The organism is Klebsiella sp. CTHL.F3a, from assembly GCF_019890895.1.
GTDB classification, from domain to species: domain Bacteria; phylum Pseudomonadota; class Gammaproteobacteria; order Enterobacterales; family Enterobacteriaceae; genus Klebsiella; species Klebsiella grimontii.
Window position 1 is genome coordinate 2915751 of record NZ_CP082360.1, and the last position, 17383, is coordinate 2933133.

Genomic DNA, 17383 nt, shown 5'->3' on the forward strand with positions numbered 1-17383 from the left:
GGCTATAAATGTCGGACACCGATTGCTGGAGGCATTGATGAGTCCATTTTTAAGCGCCTATTTTTCTCGCCTGGGCTGGGCGGGTACCCCGGATGTTTCTCTGAACACCCTGCGTGAACTGCATATCCATCATAATGGCGCCATCCCCTTTGAGAATCTCGATGTGCTGCTGCCCAGAGAGATTCATCTCGACGATCGTACCCTTGAGGAGAAGCTGATTCATGGTCGCCGCGGCGGCTATTGCTTTGAGCAAAACGGCCTGCTGGAGAGGGCGCTGCGCGAGATCGGTTTTAACGTGCGCAGCCTGCTGGGCCGCGTGGTGCTGGCCAATCCGCCGCATATGCCGCCGCGAACCCACCGGCTGCTGCTGGTGGAGGTGGAAGGGGAACGCTGGATTGCTGATGTCGGCTTCGGCGGCCAGACCCTCACCGCGCCGATTAAGCTGCTGGCGGATATTGAACAAGCCACGCCGCACGGCGAGTATCGCCTGATTAACGAAGGGGATGAGTGGGCGCTGCAGTTTAGCCATCACGGCCACTGGCAGTCGATGTACCATTTTGATTTAGGTCGCCAGTACGCTGCCGACTATGTAATGGGCAACTTCTGGTCGGCGCACTGGCCGCAGTCGCACTTTCGCCACCACCTGCTGATGTGCCGTCATTTACCGGACGGCGGCAAGATGACGCTGACCAATTTCCACTTTACCCATTGGGATAAAAACCATGTGGTCGAAAAGCTGGATTTAGCGGATGTTCCGGCGCTGTATGAAGCGCTGAAAACGCGTTTTGGTCTTGGGGTCGATGATGCCAAATACGGCTTCAGCGAAGCAGAGCTGGCGGCGGTGATGGCGGCGTTTGATACCCATCCCGAGGCCGGAAAATAAACATCATTCAGGAACCGTTACTGTCAAACGTCGATGTTTCCCGGCTTGCGCTACGCTTAGCCGGGCTACAGCTTCACAGCTATCTGCGATCCTGTAGCCCGGGTAAGGCGTTTACGCCGCCACCCGGGATGATTGCGGATTTTGCTCAGCGTCTTGAACGCACCACCTGGTAGCGGCGGGTGAAATATTCAAACGGCGCGCTCCAGACGTGAACCAGTCGGGTGAACGGGAACAGCAGGAAAATCGTCATCCCCAACACCAGGTGCACGCGGAAGACAACGGCGACGCCGCTGAGCATTTCTGACGAGCCGCCGCGGAACGTTACGATGCCCTGCGCCCAGCCAACCAGCTTCATCATTTCACTGCCGTCCGGATACTGCGCCGAGAAAGGAATCGTGCTCAGCCCGAGCAGACACTGAATCAGCAGAATGCTCATGATGATAATGTCCGGCATCGTCGAGGTGGCGCGCACGCGCTGGTTGGTCAGACGGCGCCAGAGCAACCCCGCACCGCCAATCAGCGTCAGAACGCCGCACACGCCGCCGAGCACCATCGCCATCTGCTGCTTGACCGCAATCGGCAAAAACCAGGCATACATCCAGTGTGGCGTTAGCATACCGAAGAGATGGCCAAAGAAAATGCCGAGTATGCCGATATGGAACAGATTCGACCAGAGCACCATCCCGCGTTTATCCAGCATCTGGCTGGAGGAAGCGCGCCAGGTGTACTGACCGTAGTCATAGCGCAGCCAGCTGCCGAGAAAAAAGACCGTCGCGCAGATGTAGGGGTAGATGTCGTAAAAAAAGACGTTCAGGTAGTGTATCATTTCGGGCCTCCCGCGCTGACGTCGACGTACTGCGGCGCCACGTCCTGGCTAAAGCGTCGTTGATATTGCTGTAACGGTGAGCTGTCACAGGCCGTAGCGTTGTCTTCGATAAATTTCACCTGTTCTTCTTCCCAGACCGCATCCAGCGCCTGCCGGGTGTCATCGCGGGACTCGTTGTTGACCTGCTGCGTGACACTGTCACTTGATAACGGGATCCCGCCCAGGCTGAGCAGGGCGTCAAACAACTGATACCAGGGGACACCGCGCTGCTTTACCCGCCCGCCCAGCAGCGCCAGAATCGGCGCGACGTTTTGCAGGCCTTCGCGGGCTTCGGCTTCCGGCAATATGCTGAGATATTCCAGATACAGCGGCAGGTGGTCGGGGAGTTCGCGACAGTCGAGCACCAGGCCCGCTTTTTCATACTGTGCGAGCAGGTCGACCATCGCCTGACCGCGGTCGCGGGACTCTGCGTGCACGTGTTCGAACAGCAGCAGCGACGTGGCGCGGCCCCGGTCGAACACTTCGCACCATTCGGCCTGCTTGTCCAGCAGCGGGGCATTCAGCATCTCCGCGGCGAAGTCGTCGAGCAGGGGGGCGTCGTGACGTACTATGCTCAGCACCTCGTCCTTGCACTGCCAAAGACACTCATCCGGGTACTCCAGCAGCAGGGCGATCGCTTTGAGGATTCGCATTATTCTCCCTCCGCTTTATCGCGCACTTCGGTGATGTTGATGGCGTCAATGCGGCTACTGTTGAACAGGTTGAATTTGCTGTCGGAGCCGTGGCAGCCGTCGCCGAAGGTAAAGCCGCAGCCGTTGCGCTCGGGGAAAGCGTCGCGGGCCATTTCGCGGTGGCTGGTCGGGATCACGAAGCGGTCCTCGTAGTTGGCGATCGCCAGATAACGGTACATCTCCTCGACCTGCTCAACGCTTAAGCCCACCTCCTCGATGGCGCGGGTATCGGTAACGCCCTCCACCGTTTGCGAGCGCATGTAGTGACGCATCGCCATCATGCGCTTCAGCGCGCGCAGTACCGGGCCGGTATCGCCCGCGCTGAGCATATTGGCGAGATACTGCACCGGAATACGCAGGCTTTCGATGGCCGGAAGCACACCGTCGCTTTTCGGCAGACCGCCGGCGTCGGCGTAGGACTGAATCGGCGACAGCGGCGGTACGTACCAGACCATTGGCAGAGTGCGATATTCCGGATGCAGCGGCAGCGCCAGCTTCCAGTCCATCGCCATTTTGTACACCGGCGAGCGCTGGGCGGCATCAATTACGTTTTGTGGGATCCCCTGTTTCAGCGCTTCTTCAATCACCGCCGGGTCGTGGGGGTCGAGGAACACCTCGCACTGCCGCTCGTAGAGATCGGTCTCGCGCTCGGTGCTGGCCGCTTCTTCGATGCGCTCAGCGTCATACAGCAGCACCCCGAGATAGCGAATACGCCCGACGCAGGTTTCCGAGCAGACGGTGGGCTGCCCGGATTCGATACGCGGGTAGCAGAAGATGCATTTTTCCGATTTGCCGCTTTTCCAGTTGAAGTAGATTTTTTTGTACGGGCAGCCGCTGATGCACAGACGCCAGCCGCGGCATTTATCCTGGTCGATCAGCACGATGCCGTCTTCTTCACGCTTGTAGATGGCGCCGCTGGGGCAGGTGGCGACGCAGCTCGGGTTCAGGCAGTGCTCGCACAGGCGCGGCAGATACATCATGAAGGTGTTTTCAAACTGCCCGTACATCTCCTTCTGAATCTTGTCGAAGTTACGGTCGCGGGCGCGCTTTTCAAACTCGCCGCCGAGCAGCTCTTCCCAGTTGGGCCCCCAGATGATTTTATCCATCCGCTTGCCGTCGATAAGCGAACGCGGACGGGCGGTGGGCAGGTGTTTGCCCTCGGGGGCATTGTGCAGATGCTGATAATCAAAGGTGAACGGCTCATAGTAGTCGTCAATCTGCGGTATCACCGGATTAGCGAAGATCTTGGTAATGACGCCCATTTTACCGCCCAGACGCGGGCGTATTTTGCCATTAACATCGCGCACCCAGCCGCCTTCCCACACCTCCTGATCTTCCCAGTTTTTCGGATAGCCGATGCCCGGTTTGGTTTCAACGTTGTTAAACCAGGCGTATTCCATCCCTTCGCGTCCGGTCCAGACGTTTTTACAGGTGACGGAACAGGTGTGGCAGCCGATGCATTTGTCGAGATTGAGAACCATACCGACCTGTGAACGTATTTTCATTTTTTCGCCTCCTGTACCCCATCGCGACCTTCGTCATCCAGCCAGTCAATATTTTTCATTTTGCGGATCATGATGAACTCGTCGCGGTTGGAGCCGACGGTACCGTAGTAGTTGAAACCGTAAGCCAGTTGGGCGTAGCCGCCAATCATATGGGTCGGTTTCGGGCACACGCGGGTGACCGAGTTATGGATCCCGCCGCGCCGTCCGGTGACTTCCGAGCCCGGAATATTCATCAGGCGCTCCTGGGCGTGGTACATCATGGTCATCCCCGGCGGTACGCGCTGGCTGACCACCGCGCGGGCGGTGAGCGCGCCGTTGGCGTTGAAGGCCTCGATCCAGTCGTTATCTTCGATACCCAGCTCGCGGGCGTCGGTTTCGCTGATCCACACGATTGGCCCGCCGCGCGACAGGGTCAGCATCAGCAGGTTATCGCTGTAGGTGGAGTGGATGCCCCATTTCTGGTGCGGCGTCAGGAAGTTGAGCGCTTTTTCCGGGAAGCCATTGGGCGGGATCGCTTTCATCTGGCTGACGCTGCGGGTGTCAATCGGCGGACGATAAACCACCAGGCTTTCGCCAAAGGCGCGCATCCAGGGATGATCCTGATACAGCTGTTGGCGGCCGGAAAGGGTGCGCCAGGGGATCAGCTCGTGGACGTTGGTATAGCCGGCGTTGTAGGAGACATGCTCGCTCTCGAGGCCGGACCAGGTAGGGCTGGAGATGATTTTGCGCGGCTGGGCCTGAATATCGCGGAAGCGGATTTTTTCATCCTCTTTATTGCGCGCCAGGTGCGTGTGCTCGCGGCCGGTAAACTCGCCGAGCGCCTGCCAGGCTTTTACCGCCACCTGGCCGTTGGTTTCCGGGGCGAGGGCGAGGATCACTTCCGAGGCGTCGATGGCGCTGTCGATGCGCGGTCGGCCTTTCGCCGGGCCGTCCAGCTTGACGTAGTTAAGCTTGCCGAGGAAATCGACTTCGCTCTGGGTGTCCCACGTAATGCCTTTGCCGCCATTGCCCAGCTTGTCGAGTAGCGGGCCAAGGGAGGTGAAGCGCTCGTAAGTCGCCGGGTAATCACGCTCAACCACGGCGATCGACGGCGCGGTTTTACCCGGCGTCAGCTCGCATTCGCCTTTCCGCCAGTCCAGCACGTCGAAGGGTTGAGACAGTTCCGCCGGGGAGTCGTGCTGCAGCGGCACCAGCACCACGTCGGTCTCTTTATCGAGGTGGCCCACACAGACCTCGGAGAAGGTTTTGGCGATATCTTTGTAGATTTCCCAGTCGCTGCGCGATTCCCACACCGGGTCAACGGCGGCGGAAAGCGGGTGGATAAACGGATGCATATCTGAGGTGTTCATATCGTCTTTTTCATACCAGGTGGCGGTTGGCAGAACGATATCGGAGAACAGGCAGGTACTGGACATGCGGAAATCGAGGGTCACCAGCAGGTCGAGCTTGCCTTCGATGGCCGCGGTCTGCCACTCCACCTCTTCGGGCCTCACGTCGTCGGCAGCCCCCAGCTCATCGCCCTGAATGCCGCTGTCGGTGCCCAGCAGATATTTGAGCATATACTCGTGGCCCTTGCCGGAAGAGCCCAGCAGGTTGGAGCGCCAGATAAACAGATTACGCGGATGGTTTTTGCCGTTATCCGGCTGTTCGCAGGCGAAGCGTATCTCACCAGACTTCAGCGCCCGGGCGGTGTAGTCCGCAGGGGTAAGTCCGGCCGCGGCGGCCTGTTCCTTAATCGTCAGTGGGTTGACGCCAAGCTGCGGCGCGGAGGGCAGCCAGCCCATACGTTCGGCGCGTACGTTAAAGTCGATCAGACTGCCGCTGAATTGGCTGGCATCGGCCAGCGGCGACAGCAGCTCCTGGGCGGTCAGCTTTTCATAGCGCCACTGGCTGGCGTGATTGTAAAAAAAGGAGGTGCTGTTCATCTGGCGCGGCGGGCGGTTCCAGTCAAGAGCGAACGCCAGCGGCAGCCAGCCGGTTTGCGGACGCAGTTTCTCCTGGCCGACATAGTGAGACCAGCCGCCGCCGCTCTGGCCGACGCAGCCGCAGAACACCAGCATATTGATCATCCCCCGGTAGTTCATATCCATGTGGTACCAGTGGTTGACGCCGGCGCCGAGGATAATCATCGACCGTCCGTGGGTTTTATGCGCGGTATCGGCAAATTCGCGGGCGATCTGCTCGATGTGCTGGCGCGGGACGCCGGTAATCTGTTCGGCCCACGCCGGGGTATAGGCTTTTATCTCGCCGAAGTCCTGCGCGGCATTGGGATCGTCTAAACCGCGATCGAGTCCGTAGTTGGCGAGGATCAGATCATAGACGCTGACCACCAGGCCGGTTTCGCCGTTGGCCAGCGGCAGCTGTTTAACCGGCAGCTGATGCAGGGTCACCGGCTCCTGCTTAACGCTGCGGAAGTGCGGGTTTTCGTTGCCGCCGAAGTAGGGGAAACCTACCGTCACCACGTCGTCACGGCTACCCAGCAGCGACAGCGAGAGTTCAATGGTTTGCCCGGCGGCCTGCTGTTCGAGGTTCCATTTGCCTTTTTCCCCCCAGCGGAAGCCAATCGAACCGTTGGGCGCCACCAGTTCACCAGCGCTGTTATAGGCAACGGTTTTCCACTCCGGGTTGTTGCTTTCGCCCAAATCGTCAACCAGATCGGCGGCGCGGACCATCCTGCCGGGAACGTAGAACCCCTCCTCGCGACGCTCAAGCATCACCAGCATCGGCATATCGGTGTAGGTGCGGCAGTAGTTGAGGAAATAATCGCTCGGGGTATCAAGGTGAAACGTTTTGAGGATCACATGGCCCATCGCCATGGCCAGCGCGCTGTCGGTACCCTGTTTCGGCGCCAGCCACTGGTCGCTAAGCTTGGCGACTTCCGAAAAGTCCGGGGTAATCGCGATGGTTTTGGTGCCCTTGTAGCGCACTTCGGTAAAAAAGTGGGCGTCCGGCGTTCGGGTCTGCGGGACGTTGGAGCCCCAGGCGATGATATAGCTGGAGTTGTACCAGTCGGCGGATTCGGGAACGTCGGTCTGTTCACCCCAGGTCATCGGCGAGGCGGGAGGAAGGTCGCAGTACCAGTCGTAGAAGCTCAGGCAGGTGCCGCCGAGCAGCGACAGATAGCGGGTACCGGCGGCGTAAGAGACCATCGACATCGCCGGGATCGGCGAAAAGCCCGCCACCCGGTCCGGGCCGTAGTTTTTGATGGTCCAGACGTTGGCGGCGGCGATCAGCTGGTTCAGCTCCTTCCAGCTTGAACGGATAAACCCGCCTTTGCCGCGAACCTGCTTGTAGCTAAGGGTTTTGACCGGGTCGCGCATGATGCTGTCCCACGCCTCTACCGGATCCGGATGCTGGGCCAGCGCTTCGCGCCACAGCTCAATCAGCCGCTTACGCGCCAGCGGATACTTCAGACGGTTGGCGCTGTACAGGTACCAGGAGTAGCTTGCGCCGCGCGGGCAGCCGCGGGGCTCGTGGTTCGGCAGGTCAGGACGGGTTCGGGGATAGTCGGTTTGCTGGGTTTCCCAGGTCACCAGTCCGTTTTTGACGTAAATTTTCCAGCTGCAGGAGCCCGTACAGTTCACACCGTGCGTTGAGCGGACGATTTTGTCGAACTGCCAGCGCTGACGGTAGCTGTCCTCCCAGTCGCGGTTGGTGTTGTACACCTGGCCGTGACCGTTGGCAAAGCTCTCGCCTTTCTGCTTAAAGTAGCGAAAGCGATCCAGTAGTTTACTCATGACATTTCTCCTGATCCATAAACTGTCAGGGCGTTCGCCCGCAGGCCGGGTAAGGCGTATCAGCGCCACCCGGCGTAGCGAGACGACCTGCGTTGAACATGTTGTTATTGTCTTGTCGCCGTCGGTTTCCGCCGGCCGTAGACCAGCCAGGTCACCAGCACGCAGACCACGTAGAATACAAAGAAGACCTTCATCGCCCCGACCGGGGAGCCGGTCATCGCCAGCGAGGTGCCGAAGGCTTTCGGGATAAAGAAGCCGCCAATCGCGCCGATGGCGGAGATAAATCCGAGCGCCGCCGCGGTATCGGTCACCGCTTCGTGCTGAGCCTGCTCATCGCTGCCGCCGCGTTTCTTCACGCTGTCGATAGTGATTTGGCGGAAGATCACGGCGATCATCTGGAAGGTGGAACCGCTGCCGAGACCGGCGGTCAGAAACAGGCCCATAAACACCACGTAAAAGGCGAGAAAGCTGCCTGAGCCGGTGCCGGGCAGGGTGAGAAACAGCAGGCCGGTAAACAGCGCCATCAACACAAAGTTGACCAGCGTCACCCGCACGCCGCCGAGGCGGTCGGAGATGATGCCGCCAAACGATCGCGCCAGCGCGCCGATAAACGGCCCGAAGAAGGCCAGCTTAAGGATGTTAACGTCGGGAAACTGGGTTTTCGCCAGCATGGCAAAACCGGCGGAAAAGCCGATAAACGAGCCGAAGGTGGCGAGGTAGAGCAGGCTCAGCAGCCACATGTGCGGGCGTTTAAGCACCGGGAGCTGTTCGCGAATGGATGCCTTCGAGCTGGCGATGTCGTTCATGCCTACCCAGGCGGCGAAGGTGGCAATCACCAGCAGCGGAACCCAAATAAGGGCGGCGTTGCTTAGCGCGAGGATCGAACCATCTTCCTGAGGCACGCCGTGTACGCCAAGAAAGGCGAAAATGGGCACAAAAATCGCTGCCGGGGCGATCATCTGCATCACGCTGACGCCAAGATTACCGAGGCCGCCGTTGATGCCCAGAGCGCTGCCCTGTTTCGCTTTAGGAAAGAAAAAACTGATATTTCCCATGCTGGAAGCAAAGTTCGCCCCGGCAAAACCGCAGAGTAATGCAATCGTAATAAATACCCAAAAAGGAGTAGCGGTATTCTGTATGGCTATTCCCAACCAGATACAGGGCGCTACCAGAATAATCGTGCTTAATACCGTCCAGTAGCGCCCGCCAAATATAGGTACCATAAAGGAGTAGGGCACGCGTAATATTGCGCCAGAGAGCGAAGGCAGGGCGGTTAATAAAAAAAGCTGATCGGTGGTAAAATTAAAACCAACCTTATTGAGATTAACGGCGACGGCGCTGAATAGCATCCAGACGCAAAAAGCGAGTAGCAGACAAGCTACGGAAATGCAAAGATTTCTGCGGGCTATTTTCTTTCCCTTATTCTCCCAAAATGCCGCGTTTTCCGGTTTCCACTCTTTTAAAAGATAATGATTCTTTTTCTCATTTTTGCTCTGCATATTGCCCTCGAATGAACAGTCGTCAGTCAAAAAGAATAAACTTGTAAAACAGCAAATTAATAAAAGAAATAAAACCAGGGGATGGGGGATGTATTTGTTGTAATGAATGAAGAATAGATAAGAAAAGCGCATCTAAAAGAGACGCGCGGAGAATAGGTGGGAATTATTTGTTACAAAGTGTAACCCTGATTAAAATAATTCCATCGAAATATAATGATTGATATGTTGATTAAAGGCGGCATCATCAATTTCCTTCATTCCCAGGGCGTAAATACCATCCAGACCGCAGACGAGGGCAATAAGCCGCCAGGCGATACTTTCCGCAGGGTCCCTTGGCCTGAACTCACCCGCTTCGGTGCCGCGCTGGATTATCTTCAGCGTCTCTTCATGCCACATGCTCATCGTCAGCAGATACGCGCCTTTAATATCAGCATCGCTATCGGCCAGCAGCTGCGCTTCGCGCCATAAACGAATGTAGGGCTCAAGCCTGCCGTCATCGCTGCCCACCATGGAAAACAGGCGTTCACGCCATGTGGCATCGTCGGCGACCAGCGGCATATCCATCATTTCGCGAATCAGGCGCACGAAGGTATGGGCCTTTAACTCACCCGCGGAGGTGAAATGGTGGTGCAGCTGGCCGGCGGAAACGCCGGCTTCGGCGGCGATATTGCGAACGGTCATGGCGCTAAACCCGCCCTGAAGCGCCACGCGCATGGCCGCCTGCACAATAACTTCCCGACGCGCATCGCGATTTAAGTAGCTCATAACGTTTGTGACCCTGGTTTTTTTGCCGATAGTAACAAAAAGTTGGACACTCGTTCAACATTCCGGCAGGATCGCTTTCCTGGACAGCTGTCCAATATTTAACTTTGAGGAAATGTAGTATGTCTCGGCAATGGTTGACGCTGATGGCGATTTTGCTGGTTTATATCCCGGTGGCGATTGACGCCACCGTTCTCCACGTGGCCGCGCCCACGCTAAGCGTAGCGCTGGGCACCAGCGGCAACGAGCTGCTGTGGATTATTGATATTTATTCGCTGGTCATGGCAGGCATGGTACTGCCTATGGGCGCGCTGGGCGATAAAATCGGCTTTAAACGGCTGCTTCTGCTCGGCAGCGGTATTTTTGGCTCGGCGTCGCTGGCGGCGGCGTTTTCCCCTACCGCAGAGACGCTGATTGCCTCCCGCGCGCTGCTGGCGGTGGGGGCGGCGATGATCGTCCCGGCGACCCTTGCCGGTATCCGCAGCACCTTTTCGCAAGCGCAACAGCGCAATATGGCGCTGGGTCTATGGGCGGCGGTCGGTTCCGGCGGCGCGGCATTCGGCCCGCTGATTGGCGGCATGCTGCTGGAGCACTTTTACTGGGGTTCGGTATTCCTGATCAACGTGCCGATCGTGCTGTTGGTGATGGCGATTAACGCCAAAGTGGTGCCGCGCCAGCCCGCGCGGCGCGAGCAGCCGCTTAATTTTTTCCAGGCGCTGATCCTCATCGCCGCCATCCTGATGCTGGTGTTTAGCGCCAAGACGGCGCTCAAAGGGCAAATGGCGCTGTGGTTAACCGGGCTGGTGGCGCTATCGGGCGCTGCGATGCTGTTCTGGTTCGTGCGCAAACAGCTCTCGGCAACCCGTCCGATGGTCGATATGCGTCTGTTTACCCATCGCATTATTTTAAGCGGGGTGATGATGGCGATGACCGCGCTGATTACGCTAGTGGGTTTTGAGCTGCTGATGGCGCAGGAGCTGCAGTTTGTGCATAGCAAAACGCCTTTTGAAGCCGGGCTGTTTATGCTGCCGGTGATGGTAGCGAGCGGTTTCAGCGGACCGATTGCCGGCATGCTGGTGTCGCGTCTGGGGCTGCGCGAGGTCGCCACCGGCGGAATGCTGTTGAGCGCCCTGAGCTTCCTCGGCCTGTCGATGACCGATTTCAGTACGCAGCAGTGGCAGGCCTGGGGACTGATGACGCTGCTGGGCTTCAGCGTTGCCAGCGCGCTGCTGGCCTCCAGCTCGGCGATCATGGCCGCCGCGCCGAAGGAGAAAGCGGCGGCGGCGGGGGCCATCGAAACCATGGCCTATGAACTGGGCGCGGGCCTGGGCATTGCTCTGTTTGGCCTGATCCTGACCCGCAGCTACACTTCGTCAATCGTCCTGCCGTGGGGTATTGAGGGCGCGGCGGCGGAGCAGGCGTCCTCCTCCATCAGCGAGGCGATTAAGCTGGCGCAGTCGCTGCCCGCCATTCCGGCGCAAAGCCTGCTTGAGGCGGCGAAGACGGCGTTTATTCACTCGCACAGCACCGTGCTGGCCACGGCTGGCGTCCTGCTGTTGTTGCTGGCGGCGGGGATCTGGCGAAGCCTGGCAAAAGCGCCGGAGCTCAACTAACCCTTTGCCAGCCGGCAGCCAGATGATTGAAGAGGTGCCCATCCCGGGAATTGCCATCAGGGATGGGACTGAAGTCAGTCGCGGATCGTGTCGGCCATTAAGGCGTTCGCCGCCTCCGCTTTAGCGCCGGGTTGCCTGCCAGCAGAGCAGGGAACCGGCGCAGACCATTCCGGCGCCCTGCCAGAACGACCACGATAGCGCGGCGCTGAGCAGTACCGCCGCCAGCGCCGATGAGAGCACCGGGGTAAAGTAAGAGGCGGCGGCCAGCAGGCTAACGTTGCCGTGCAGGATTCCGACGTTCCACGCCGCGTAGCCAAACCCCAGGGCGACGGATAGCGCGATCAGCTTGATCGTCACCGGCCAGCTAAAGACCATCGGCGGCTGATCGCTGAACAGGAATTTCAGCCACAGGGTCAGGGCGGTGAGCAGAACAAACAGCGTAATCCCGTTTTTGCCTTTGGCGTATTTCGCGGTGACCGTGCAGTAGGCCGCCCAGATAAACGCCCCGATGAACGCCAGAATATAGCTCAGCGGGCTGGAGATCACGTTGCTGATAATTTCGTCTATATTCAGACCATGCTCACCGCCTAATACCCAGGTGACGCCAAATATAGCGAGTAATAAACCGGGGATAACCAGCCAGCTGCTTTTTTGGCCGTTAAACAGAATGGCGAATAAAATCGTCAGGCTGGGCCAGAGATAATTGACCATCCCCACTTCAATAGCCTGCTGGCGGGTACCGGCAAAGCCAACCGACAGCGCCAGGCAAATTTCATAGCTGACGAACAGCAGGCTCCCCGCCAGTAAATAAGGGCGGGGAATCTGGCGTATTTGCGGGAAGCCGACGGTAAAGATCAGCAACATGCCGCTCAGGCTGTAGAGCATCGCCGCGCCGCCCACCGGGCCAAGACCTTCGCTGACGCCACGAATCAACCCGACCATAGTGCTCCAGAGTACGATAGCGGCCAATCCAATGAGCGTGGCTCTCTTTTTCTCCATATTTAACCTGATGTTGGTTCAAACGCAGTCGGGTTTTATAACACTTTTTACTGCCGTCGGGGGGATATTTTCCACCATGCTTAATACTATCGGAGTAATAAAAATTGGCGCCGCTGACTATTAAGGGGGCGTCAGTTTTCGACATTGATTTGACGCAAATAAAACAGGGATATTGCTGTTAGTTTTGCCCTCCGCGATGAATAAACATCCCGCATGGAGGGGAACAATGGACGTCAGCCGCAGAAAGTTTTTTAAAATCTGCGCAGGCGGTATGGCCGGAACAACAGCCGCTGCTTTGGGTTTTGCGCCCAAAATGGCCCTGGCTCAGGCGCGTAATTACAAGCTGCTGCGCGCTAAAGAGATCCGCAACACCTGCACATACTGCTCCGTAGGCTGCGGGCTATTAATGTATAGCCTGGGCGACGGCGCGAAGAACGCGAAAGAAGCGCTTTATCACATCGAGGGGGACCCGGATCATCCGGTAAGCCGCGGCGCGCTATGCCCGAAAGGGGCCGGACTGCTGGACTACGTCCACAGTGATAACCGCCTGCGCTACCCGCAATACCGCGCGCCGGGTGCGGATAAATGGCAGCGCATCTCCTGGGATGAGGCGTTTGAGCGTATCGCCAGGCTGATGAAAGCCGACCGCGACGCCAACTTTATGGAGAAAAACGAGCAGGGCGTCACGGTAAACCGCTGGCTTACCACCGGGATGCTGTGCGCCTCGGCAGCCAGCAACGAGACCGGCATGCTGACGCAGAAGTTTGTGCGTTCCCTCGGTATGCTGGCGGTAGACAACCAGGCGCGCGTCTGACACGGACCAACGGTAGCAAGTCTTGCTCCAACATTTGGTCGCGGTGCGATGACCAACCACTGGGTGGATATCAAAAACGCCAACGTCGTGGTGGTGATGGGCGGTAACGCCGCCGAAGCCCATCCGGTGGGATTCCGCTGGGCGATGGAGGCGAAAAACAACAACGACGCTCTGCTTATCGTCGTCGACCCGCGCTTTACGCGTACGGCGTCGGTGGCCGATATCTATGCGCCGATTCGTTCCGGCACCGACATTACCTTTCTGTCGGGCGTGCTGCTGTACCTGATCGAAAATAACAAAATCAACGCTGAATACGTGAAGCATTACACCAACGCCAGCCTGCTGGTGCGCGACGATTTTGCCTTCGAAGACGGCCTGTTCAGCGGCTACGATGCCGAAAAGCGTCAGTACGATAAATCGTCGTGGAACTATCAGTTCGACGAAAACGGCTACGCCATGCGCGATGAAACCCTGCAGCATCCGCGCTGCGTATGGAATCTGCTCCGGCAGCACGTTTCGCGCTATACGCCGGAGGTAGTGGAGAATATCTGCGGCACGCCGAAGGCCGATTTCCTCAAGGTGTGCGCGGTGCTGGCCTCAACCAGCGCGGCGGACCGGACCACCACCTTCCTTTACGCGCTGGGCTGGACGCAGCACACCGTCGGGGCGCAGAACATCCGCACCATGGCGATGATCCAACTGCTGCTCGGCAATATGGGGATGGCGGGCGGCGGCGTGAATGCGCTGCGCGGACACTCCAATATCCAGGGGCTTACCGATTTAGGGCTGCTATCGACCAGCCTGCCGGGCTACCTGACGTTGCCGTCGGAACAGCAGACGGATCTGCAAAGCTATCTGACGGCGAATACGCCGAAAGCGCTGCTGGCGGACCAGGTGAACTACTGGAGCAACTATCCGAAATTCTTCGTCAGCCTGATGAAATCGTTCTACGGCGATGCGGCGCAAAAAGAGAACGACTGGGGCTTTAACTGGCTGCCGAAGTGGGACCAGGCTTACGACGTTATCAAGTACTTCAATATGATGGATAACGGCAAGGTGACGGGATATCTCTGCCAGGGCTTCAATCCGGTGGCTTCGTTCCCGGACAAAAACAAGGTGGTCCGCAGCCTGAGCAAGCTGAAGTACATGGTGGTGATCGACCCGCTGGTGACCGAAACGTCGACCTTCTGGCAAAACCACGGCGAGTCGAATGATGTCGACCCGGCGGCGATTCAGACCGAAGTCTTCCGTCTGCCGTCTACCTGCTTCGCCGAAGAGGATGGTTCGATCGCCAACTCGGGGCGCTGGCTGCAGTGGCACTGGAAAGGTCAGGATGCGCCGGGGGAAGCGCGTAACGATGGCGAAATCCTTGCCGGGATCTATCACCGTCTGCGCGAGATGTATCGCACCGAGGGTGGCAAAGGCGTCGAGCCGCTGCTGAAGATGGGCTGGAATTACAAGCAGCCGGATCATCCCGAATCTGAGGAAATCGCCAAAGAGAACAACGGCTATGCACTGGAAGAGCTATACGACGCCAACGGTGTGCTGCTGGCGAAGAAGGGCCAGTTGCTGAACAGCTTCGCGCTGCTGCGCGATGATGGTAGCACCGCTTCATCCTGTTGGATCTATACCGGCAGCTGGACCGAGCAGGGCAACCAGATGGCCAACCGCGATAACGCCGATCCGTCAGGTCTTGGCAACACGCTCGGCTGGGCGTGGGCGTGGCCGCTCAACCGGCGGGTGCTGTATAACCGCGCATCGGCGGATATCAACGGCAAGCCATGGGATGCGAAGCGGATGCTGATCCGCTGGAACGGCAGCAAGTGGGTCGGAAACGATATTCCGGACTTTAATAACGCCCCGCCGGGCAGCAAAACCGGGCCGTTTATTATGCAGCAGGAAGGGATGGGAAGACTCTTTGCGCTGAATAAATTGGCGGAAGGCCCGTTCCCGGAACACTACGAGCCGATGGAAACGCCGCTTGGCACCAACCCGCTGCACCCGAACGTGATCTCCAGCCCGGTGGTGCGGCTGTATGCAGAGGATGCCCTGCGTTTAGGCAAGAGGGCGCAATTCCCGTACGTCGGCACCACCTATCGCCTGACCGAGCATTTTCACACCTGGACCAAGCATGCGCTGCTCAACGCCATCGCGCAGCCGGAACAGTTTGTCGAAATCAGCGAAGGCCTGGCGAAAGCGAAGGGGATAGCCAACGGCGATCGGGTGACGGTCAGCAGCAAACGCGGCTTTATTCGCGCGGTGGCGGTGGTGACGCGTCGTCTGCACACGCTTAACGTTAACGGCCAGCAGGTGGAAACCGTCGGTATCCCGCTGCACTGGGGTTTTGAAGGCGTAGCTAAAAAAGGCTACATCGCCAATACCCTGACGCCGAACGTGGGGGATTCCAACTCGCAAACGCCGGAGTATAAGGCGTTTCTGGTCAACATCGAGAAAGCGTAAGGAGCGAATCAATGGCGATGGAAACCCAGGACATTATTAAACGCTCCGCTACCAACCCGATAACTCCCGCGCCGCGCGCGCGGGATTTTAAGGCGGAAGTGGCGAAGCTGATTGATGTCTCCTCCTGTGTAGGCTGTAAAGCCTGCCAGGTGGCCTGTTCCGAGTGGAACGATATTCGCGATGAGGTTGGGCACTGCGTCGGCGTGTATGACAATCCCGCCGATCTGAGCGCCAAATCCTGGACGGTAATGCGTTTTAGCGAAACCGAGCAGAACGGCAAGCTGGAGTGGCTGATTCGCAAAGACGGCTGTATGCACTGCGAGGACCCGGGCTGCCTGAAGGCGTGCCCGTCCGCCGGGGCGATTATTCAATACGCCAACGGCATCGTCGACTTTCAGCAGGAAAACTGCATCGGCTGCGGCTACTGCATCGCCGGGTGTCCCTTTAACGTCCCGCGCCTCAATAAAGAGGATAACCGGGTTTATAAGTGCACCTTGTGCGTTGACCGGGTCAGCGTCGGCCAGGAACCGGCCTGCGTGAAAACCTGCCCAACCGGCGCGATTCATTTCGGCAGCAAGAAAGAGATGCTGGAGGTGGCTAACGAGCGCGTGGAAAAACTGAAGAAGCGCGGCTATCCCCATGCCGGGGTGTATAACCCGCCGGGCGTCGGCGGCACGCACGTGATGTACGTGCTGCATCATGCCGACCAGCCTGAGCTATACCATAACCTGGCGAAAGCGCCGCAGATCGATACCGCGATCAACCTGTGGAAAGGCGCGCTGAAGCCGCTCTCGGCGGTCGGATTTATCGCCACCTTTGCCGGGCTGATTTATCACTACATCGGGATTGGGCCGAACAAGGAAGCGGGTGACGAAGAGGAGGAGCACGATGAGTAAATCGAAAATGATTGTGCGCACGAAGTTTATTGACCGCGCCTGTCACTGGACGGTAGTCATCTGCTTCTTTCTGGTGGCGCTCTCGGGGATCTCGTTTTTCTTCCCGACGCTGCAGTGGCTGACCGAAACCTTCGGTACACCGCAGATGGGGCGTATTCTGCATCCGTTCTTCGGGGTGCTGATTTTCGTGGCCCTGATGTTTATGTTTGTGCGCTTTGTCCACCACAATATTCCTGATAAGCAGGATATTCCCTGGCTCAAAGGGATTATTGAGGTGCTGAAAGGCAACGAGCATAAAGTGGCGCGGGTAGGGAAATATAACGCCGGGCAGAAAATGATGTTCTGGACCATTATGAGCATGATTTTTGTGCTGCTGGTGACCGGGGTGATTATCTGGCGACCCTGGTTTGCCCACTATTTCCCGATTCAGGTGATTCGCTATAGCCTGCTGATTCACGCGACCTCGGCGATTATTCTTATTCATGCGATTCTGATCCATATGTATATGGCGTTTTGGGTAAAGGGATCGATTAAAGGCATGATCGAAGGGAAGGTGAGTCGCCGCTGGGCGAAGAAGCATCATCCGCGCTGGTATCGCGAGGTGGAGCGTCAGGAAGCGAAGAAAGAGAGCTGCGAAGGGCTGAAATAAGTTCTGAGT

General features: G+C 58.1%; 12 protein-coding genes. 5 read left to right on the forward strand and 7 right to left on the reverse strand.

Going from position 1 to position 17383, the window contains the following annotated elements; all coding sequences use genetic code 11:
• Positions 1-37: 37 nt before the first annotated feature.
• Positions 38-883: an N-hydroxyarylamine O-acetyltransferase gene (gene nhoA / locus K7H21_RS13725; RefSeq protein WP_087829387.1), complete on the forward strand. Its 846-nt coding sequence runs from the start codon at positions 38-40 to the stop codon at positions 881-883.
• A 145-nt stretch (positions 884-1028) separates the two neighbouring features.
• On the opposite strand, the gene narI is transcribed toward nhoA, so the two are convergent.
• From narI to K7H21_RS13755, 6 genes are all read right to left on the reverse strand, one after another.
• Positions 1029-1709: a respiratory nitrate reductase subunit gamma gene (gene narI / locus K7H21_RS13730; protein WP_142471225.1), complete on the reverse strand. Its 681-nt coding sequence runs from the start codon at positions 1707-1709 to the stop codon at positions 1029-1031.
• Entirely contained in the window at positions 1706-2401 is a 696-nt protein-coding gene (narW, locus tag K7H21_RS13735) for a nitrate reductase molybdenum cofactor assembly chaperone (protein ID WP_049113772.1), read from the reverse strand. Before narW ends, narI begins: the two co-directional genes overlap by 4 nt.
• Positions 2401-3945 carry a nitrate reductase subunit beta gene (gene narH, locus K7H21_RS13740; protein WP_004120666.1) on the reverse strand — a complete coding sequence of 515 codons (1545 nt, stop codon included), beginning with the start codon at positions 3943-3945 and terminating at the stop codon, positions 2401-2403. The genes narW and narH overlap by 1 nt, the downstream gene beginning before the upstream one ends.
• Positions 3942-7682: a nitrate reductase subunit alpha gene (locus K7H21_RS13745; protein WP_223035859.1), complete on the reverse strand. Its 3741-nt coding sequence runs from the start codon at positions 7680-7682 to the stop codon at positions 3942-3944. The genes narH and K7H21_RS13745 overlap by 4 nt, the downstream gene beginning before the upstream one ends.
• A gap of 104 nt (positions 7683-7786) precedes the next feature.
• A complete protein-coding gene (locus K7H21_RS13750) occupies positions 7787-9181 on the reverse strand; it encodes a NarK family nitrate/nitrite MFS transporter (protein ID WP_004120662.1) in 1395 nt (464 codons plus the stop codon).
• Positions 9182-9370: 189 nt separating this feature from the next.
• Positions 9371-9946: a TetR family transcriptional regulator gene (locus tag K7H21_RS13755; RefSeq protein ID WP_004120660.1), complete on the reverse strand. Its 576-nt coding sequence runs from the start codon at positions 9944-9946 to the stop codon at positions 9371-9373.
• Positions 9947-10065: 119 nt separating this feature from the next.
• Here K7H21_RS13755 and K7H21_RS13760 point away from each other — a divergent pair, with 119 nt between their 5' ends.
• Positions 10066-11556: an MFS transporter gene (locus K7H21_RS13760; protein WP_004120658.1), complete on the forward strand. Its 1491-nt coding sequence runs from the start codon at positions 10066-10068 to the stop codon at positions 11554-11556.
• 120 nt (positions 11557-11676) lie between these two features.
• On the opposite strand, the gene yddG is transcribed toward K7H21_RS13760, so the two are convergent.
• A complete protein-coding gene (gene yddG, locus K7H21_RS13765; RefSeq protein WP_004120652.1) occupies positions 11677-12555 on the reverse strand; it encodes an aromatic amino acid DMT transporter YddG in 879 nt (292 codons plus the stop codon).
• Positions 12556-12781: 226 nt separating this feature from the next.
• On the opposite strand from yddG, the gene fdnG reads away from it, so the two are divergent.
• The 3 genes from fdnG to fdnI are packed head-to-tail and all read left to right on the forward strand — an operon-like array spanning position 12782 to position 17374.
• Positions 12782-15829 (forward strand): formate dehydrogenase-N subunit alpha, encoded by a 3048-nt coding sequence (gene fdnG / locus K7H21_RS13770; RefSeq protein ID WP_142474141.1) that lies wholly within the window; start codon positions 12782-12784, stop codon positions 15827-15829.
• Between the two features lie 11 nt (positions 15830-15840).
• Complete coding sequence (gene fdxH / locus K7H21_RS13775; protein ID WP_142468245.1) at positions 15841-16725, forward strand: formate dehydrogenase subunit beta; 885 nt, start codon at positions 15841-15843, stop codon at positions 16723-16725.
• The gene (fdnI, locus tag K7H21_RS13780) at positions 16718-17374 is read left to right on the forward strand and encodes a formate dehydrogenase-N subunit gamma (RefSeq protein ID WP_004120645.1); all 657 of its coding nucleotides are present in this window, start codon (positions 16718-16720) and stop codon (positions 17372-17374) included. The genes fdxH and fdnI overlap by 8 nt, the downstream gene beginning before the upstream one ends.
• The last annotated feature ends 9 nt before the right edge of the window (positions 17375-17383 follow it).

Excerpts from the sequence above, each read along its gene's own strand:
- nhoA (WP_087829387.1), top strand. The coding sequence starts at position 38 with ATGAGTCCATTTTTAAGCGCCTATTTTTCTCGCCTGGGCTGGGCGGGT.
- narI (WP_142471225.1), bottom strand. The coding sequence starts at position 1,709 with ATGATACACTACCTGAACGTCTTTTTTTACGACATCTACCCCTACATC.
- narW (WP_049113772.1), bottom strand. The coding sequence starts at position 2,401 with ATGCGAATCCTCAAAGCGATCGCCCTGCTGCTGGAGTACCCGGATGAG.
- narH (WP_004120666.1), bottom strand. The coding sequence starts at position 3,945 with ATGAAAATACGTTCACAGGTCGGTATGGTTCTCAATCTCGACAAATGC.
- K7H21_RS13745 (WP_223035859.1), bottom strand. The coding sequence starts at position 7,682 with ATGAGTAAACTACTGGATCGCTTTCGCTACTTTAAGCAGAAAGGCGAG.
- K7H21_RS13750 (WP_004120662.1), bottom strand. The coding sequence starts at position 9,181 with ATGCAGAGCAAAAATGAGAAAAAGAATCATTATCTTTTAAAAGAGTGG.
- K7H21_RS13755 (WP_004120660.1), bottom strand. The coding sequence starts at position 9,946 with ATGAGCTACTTAAATCGCGATGCGCGTCGGGAAGTTATTGTGCAGGCG.
- K7H21_RS13760 (WP_004120658.1), top strand. The coding sequence starts at position 10,066 with ATGTCTCGGCAATGGTTGACGCTGATGGCGATTTTGCTGGTTTATATC.
- yddG (WP_004120652.1), bottom strand. The coding sequence starts at position 12,555 with ATGGAGAAAAAGAGAGCCACGCTCATTGGATTGGCCGCTATCGTACTC.
- fdxH (WP_142468245.1), top strand. The coding sequence starts at position 15,841 with ATGGCGATGGAAACCCAGGACATTATTAAACGCTCCGCTACCAACCCG.
- fdnI (WP_004120645.1), top strand. The coding sequence starts at position 16,718 with ATGAGTAAATCGAAAATGATTGTGCGCACGAAGTTTATTGACCGCGCC.